The following is a 5,604-nucleotide window of genomic DNA, read 5'->3' on the forward strand; positions in this document are numbered from 1 at the left end:
GCCGCGATCGATCATTCCCTTTGCTGACCGACGTCATCTCTCGTCAACCTACCGAACGGTAGGATGGTCGGCCTATGGCCAAGGATTACACTCGACGCGATTTCCTGCGCGCCACGAGCGCGGCGGCCATTACGTTGGGGCTTGCCAACCTCGAGTTCGCCTGCGCCTCACCCGAAAAGCTGCCCACCGCCGCCGTGCCGTCACCCACGGCGGCACCGCCTCAGGTTGCAGCGAAAGTCCCCGTCCCGGACTACCGCGGCTGGGAGGATCTCTACCGCCAGCGGTGGACGTGGGACCGCGTCGCGCGCGGCACGCACACGATGACCAACTGCGTCTCGGGATGTGCGTGGAATCTGTACGTCAAAGACGACATGGTCTGGCGCGAAGAACAGAAATCGACATACAGCGCCTCGTCACCCGGCCTGCCCGACTTCAATCCGCGCGGCTGCCAGAAGGGCGCGTGCGGCGCCACCCTGATGTACTCGCCGTCGCGGGTCCGCTATCCGCTTCGCCGCACGGGAGAGCGCGGCGAAGGGCGCTGGGAGCGGATTTCCTGGGACGACGCACTGGCCGCGGTGGCGAGCGGCATGGTTGATGCCATCGAGAAGGAAGGACCGGCCAGCATCCTGTGTGAGCTGGGGCCTAACGTCGGCGCCGGCCCGAACACTGCGGCGCCCATACGCTTCTTCCGCTTGCTGGGCTCGCCCGCCACCGACTCCATGGCGCAGATCGGCGACCTCTCGGTCGGTGCCACCATGACGCTCGGCAACGGCCACCCCTGCGGTTCATCGGACGATTGGTGGCGTTCGTCGTATGTCGTGCTGTGGGCGTTCAATCCCTCCGCCACCCGCATCCCCGATGCCCATTTTCTCTACGAGGCGCGGTACCGCGGCGCCCAGGTGGTGGCGGTGTGTCCGGACTTGAACAACAGCAGCATTCACGCCGACCTGTGGATCAATCCGAAGCCCGGCACTGATGCGGCGCTGGCGCTTGGCGCCGCGCAGGTCATCATCGAAGAGAATCTCCACAATGCCGCCTATGTCTCCGAACAGAGCGATCTGTCACTGCTGGTCCGAACCGATACGCACCGGTTCCTGCGCGAATCCGATCTCCGCCGCGGCGGTTCGGAGGAGGCGTTCTTTGTCTGGGATGCCAAGCAGGGCCAGCCGGCGGCGGCCCCGGGCAGCGGCGGCAAGAAGGACCTGAACAGCAAGGACCTGCAAGTTGATTTGACGTTCAGCGGCACGGTTTCCATTGGTGGCAAGTCGGTACCTGTCCGAACCGTGTTCTCGCTGCTACGCGAACGCCTGGACAAGGAGTACCGCCCCGAACGTGTGGCCGAGATCACCGGCGTCGCCGCGACAACGATCCGGCAGTTCGCGCGCGGCTTCGCCAAGGCACCGGCCGCGCTCATCCTGTCACAGTGGGGCCAGTGCAAGTTCCTCCATGCCGACCTGGCGCAACGCTCGCAAATTTTGCTGGCCTCCCTCACTGGGAATCTGGGCCGCGCCGGTGGCGGATGGCGCGCCGGTGGCTTCTTTGCTCCCGAAGGGTTCGCGCTGCTTGCCATCCAAGAAGGGCTCGGCCTCGTCGACCTGGCCAAGTTCGCCGGCAAGAACTACGTCAATCCGGAGGAAACGGAGCGTTTCTTCGCCAGCTACTTTGTACCCGGCACGATCTGGCACGCGGTACACGGCGGGCTCGACGCGGTTTCGGGTGACCCGAAGCACGGAGACAAGAGCACGCCGCGTCCGGCGAAGGAGTACCTGAAAGAAGCCCTCGAGAAGAAGTGGTTCCCCATCTTCCCGAAGCCGGGACATCCGCCGCAGGTCATTCTGTCGATCTTCGGCAACGTGCTGCGCCACTCGCGCAACAACACCCGGCTGCTCGAAACGCTGTGGCCCAAGGTGAAGCTCACCGTCGATGTGAATTTCCGCATGAGCGAGACCAGCCGTTGGGCCGACATCGTCCTGCCGGCAGCCTACTGGTACGAGAAGATCGATCTCAAATACATGGTCTCGTTCATCCCGTACGTGCACCTCGGCGATCGCGCCGTCCCGCCACTGGGAGAGGCCAAGCCGGAATGGGAAATCTTCGCCTTGCTGTCGGACGCGGTCGCCAAAGAGGCGCGCCGGCGCGACCTCAAACCGTACACGGACATTGCCGAGGCCGAACGCGACGCGCGGCGTCTGGACGAAGCCTTCACCGATCGTGGTCGTTTCGGCGCCAGTGACCAGGAGAAGGCGATGGAGTTCATCCTCAGTTACTCCTCGCAGACGAAGAAGGTGTCGCTCCAGGACCTGCGCCGCGAAGGTGCCGTCCGTTTCAAAGGCACCGGTCCTCCCGGCGGCATGGCCGGCTACTACAGTGACTACTCGGAAACCGAGCCGCTGGTTCCGCATCGGTGGTTTGTGGAAAAGAAACAGCGCTGGCCGACGCTCACCGGGCGGCAGCAGTTCTACATCGACCACCAATGGTTTCTCGAGTGTGGCGAGGCGCTGCCGGTGTACAAGCCGCCGCCTGCCGCGGGCGGAGACTACCCGCTCGTCATGAGCGGCGGCCATACGCGCTGGAGCATCCACTCGCAGTGGCGTGACCAACGCCCGCTGCTGCGCCTGCAGCGCGGCGAGCCGGTGGTCTACATCAACGACCGCGACGCCGCCGAACGCCAGATCAACGATCACGATTGGGTGCGCGTGCGCAACGACCTGGGAGCATTCGTTGTACGCGCCAAGATCGTGCGCTATGCCCAGCCGGGGCAGGTGTTCGTCTATCATGCCTGGGAGCCGTACCAATTCCGCGGCGGCCGCAGCGACCACTCGATCATTCCCAGCCCGTTCAAGCCCACGAACCTCGTTGGCGATTACGGTCATCTGCATTGGACCTACGGCCACTGGGAGCCCAACCAGGTCGACCGCGACACCCGCGTGGAGGTCGAAAAGCTCTGACTCCGGTTCCCTCTCCCCCTTGGGGGCTTTGCCGAAGAAGCCACCGATGGGACGGGCTGAGGGCAGCCCGGCTCCAGGAGAGCGCGATTTCTGGAGCCGGCGTGCCCAACTACGAAGACATCAGCCACGCAACGCAGGCGTAGAGCGGGGCGAGAATCAGCAGCGCGATACCCGCATAGGCCAGGAAACCAGGCATCTCGACCCGGCTTGGCCCCGCACCTTCGGCGACCGCCTTCACCAGGAGGTTAGGGCCGTTGCCAATATATGTATTGGCGCCCATGAAGACCGATCCAACGCTGACCGCCGCAAGCAGCTCCGGCGCGTTTTGGGCCAACGCCCGAAGACGACGAAACTGAGCACCTGGCTCACGATGAAGAAGACGGCGATATAGATACCCATCACGCGGCCGAAGCCGATTGCGCGATTCAGATTCACCGCGAATCCGTAAGCCGTCAGTATCATGGCCCCAACAACGAGCCATCGCCACCCGGCGTTGGGCAAACCGTGCCTGATAGCGGCGTCGCCGCCGATCTCCAAGACGGCAGCGAGAATCAACATTAGGAACAACATCCGGTTGTATCTCTCCTTCGCCAATCGGCAGGAGCATTAGACAGCAGAACCGTAAACTACTGCCCTCGGCTGGGACTGCAGCATGCCAGGATCGAGAGGAGGTCTCTTCCTGGGCACAGCCCAGCCGAGGGCGTGGTGTCCATTATCAGGAAGCGGTGCTGACGATGGCGTCTTCCGGGTACCCCAGCATGCCAAACTCGGGGACGTCGAGACCCTCCATCTCAACCTCTGGGGTGACCCGCATCGGTTTGATCGCGTTCACGAGCGAGAAAACGATGTACGTTGCCCCGAACGCCCAGGCCACGCAAAGCGTTGCCCCCATGAGCTGGCAAAAGAACTGGCTCGTGTCTCCATGCAGCAAACCCGTGACGCCCTGGCCCACCTGTCCGAGATACGTCGTGGCCCCAATGCCGTTCCATCCGGCGCCGTAAGTCCCATCCGCGAAGATGCCCACGCAGATGGCGCCGAGCCAACCGCAGTAGCCGTGAACCGAGATAGCCCCGCAGGGATCGTCGACCTTGAGGACCCGTTCGTTGAACAGCACGCCCACACAGACGAGAACGCCGGCGAGGATGCCGATGATAATGGCGGATGTCGGACTCACGAAGGCACACGGCGCGGTGATGGCGACAAGTCCGGCGAGCATGCCATTGCAGGCCATGGAGATGTCTGGTTTGCCGAACTTGTAGTACCAGAAGATCAGCGCTGCCGCGGCGCCGGAACAGGCAGCCAGATTCGTGTTCACCGCGACTACACCGATTCGTAGATCGGTTGCGCCCAACGTCGAGCCTGGATTGAAGCCCATCCAGCCGAACAGCAGGATAAAGGTCCCGGTGACCACGAAAACAATGTTGTGCGCCGGGAAGGCGTTCGGCTTTCCATCCTTTCTATACTTGCCGATCCGCGGCCCGAGGATCACCGCGAGGGCCATCGCACAGAAGCCGCCGATGGCGTGGACGACGGTCGATCCCGCGAAGTCGACATAGCCGTGGCCAAGGTTGAGGGTCGAACCCCACTGCGACATCCAGCCGCCACCCCACACCCAGCAGCCGAAGATGGGATACAGGATGGCGCCCACGAACAGTTCGCAAAGGATGAACGCACTGAAGGTGATCCGTTCGCAGATAGCGCCGATGATGATGTAGCCGGCGGTCTCCATGAAGACGACTTCAAACAGCATGAGCACATTGGCGCCGGCGTCGTACGCCGGGCCACTGAGGAAGAAACCCTTGCCCCCGAGAAACCCCCACTGCCCGCCGCCGATGAGGAAACTATTGAGTGTGGGCGTGCCGCCGAGGTTGGTCGGAGCAGCATTGATCGCTACCCCGCCCCACTGAAAGGCATAGCCAACGGCATAGTAGGCCAGAAAGGCGAACACGTAGGCCGCGAAGTTCAGCATCATCAGGTGGGCGGCGTTCTTCTTCCGTACTAGGCCGCACGTGAGGAGCGCAAAGCCCGCCTGCATGAAGAGGACCAAGTATCCAGTGTTCAAGGTCCAGGCAAAGTTCGTGGCGATGCGGACGTGCCCGACCGTATCGGCCAGCTTTACCGCCAGCGGCTCCTTGGCGGCCGCGGCCTGGTACTCCTCGTAGTCCTTCTGCTTCTGCGGGTAGTCTGGGGCTGATTTGTCGGTCGGTTCCGAAACCACGAAGGAATTGCCCGCAGCATCCAATGCGGTGGTTTTGTCTCCGGTGGCGATGCCAGCGGGATCGGGCTTCGGTTCCTCGTCGGCGAGAGAAACCGGTGGCCTTCCTGCCAGGACGCCGGTGACGAGAAGCAGCAGAGCAGCACTGAACAGCAGCGATTGGCGGCCGCGCCGCCACACAACGATATCCATCATCTTGTCCTCCCTCCTGGTGTACACAATGGGTCTTCAATTCGGCTCCGACGCGCCCCAGCACCACTCGACTGGATGGGAACGTGCACAGCCTAGATGGCATCCTTCCCGCGTTCGCCGGTGCGAATGCGGACGATCTCTTCCATCGGCAGCACGAAGATCTTGCCGTCGCCGATGTGACCGGTGCGCGCCGCGTTGCAGATGGCTTCCACGATCTGCGCGGCGTTGCTGTCGTCGACAACGATCTCG

At 63.2% G+C, this 5,604-nt stretch carries 4 protein-coding genes; 1 reads left to right on the plus strand and 3 read right to left on the minus strand.

Translation table 11 applies throughout. The features are described 5' to 3' along the window. Positions 1-74 precede the first annotated feature (74 nt). A complete protein-coding gene (locus tag VF515_21485; protein HEX7410202.1) occupies positions 75-2,948 on the plus strand; it encodes a molybdopterin-dependent oxidoreductase in 2,874 nt (957 codons plus the stop codon). Between the two features lie 109 nt (positions 2,949-3,057). On the opposite strand, the gene VF515_21490 is transcribed toward VF515_21485, so the two are convergent. The 3 genes from VF515_21490 to VF515_21500 all read right to left on the minus strand — a co-directional run. Further along, entirely contained in the window at positions 3,058-3,555 is a 498-nt protein-coding gene (locus VF515_21490) for a sodium:proton antiporter (GenBank protein ID HEX7410203.1), read from the minus strand. A gap of 108 nt (positions 3,556-3,663) precedes the next feature. Beyond that, a complete protein-coding gene (locus VF515_21495) occupies positions 3,664-5,358 on the minus strand; it encodes an ammonium transporter (GenBank protein ID HEX7410204.1) in 1,695 nt (564 codons plus the stop codon). 89 nt (positions 5,359-5,447) lie between these two features. Next, positions 5,448-5,604: P-II family nitrogen regulator (locus VF515_21500; protein HEX7410205.1), on the minus strand; the 157-nt coding region annotated here is incomplete at its 5' end.

The organism is Candidatus Binatia bacterium, assembly GCA_036382395.1.
GTDB lineage: Bacteria > Desulfobacterota > Binatia > HRBIN30 > HRBIN30 > JAGDMS01.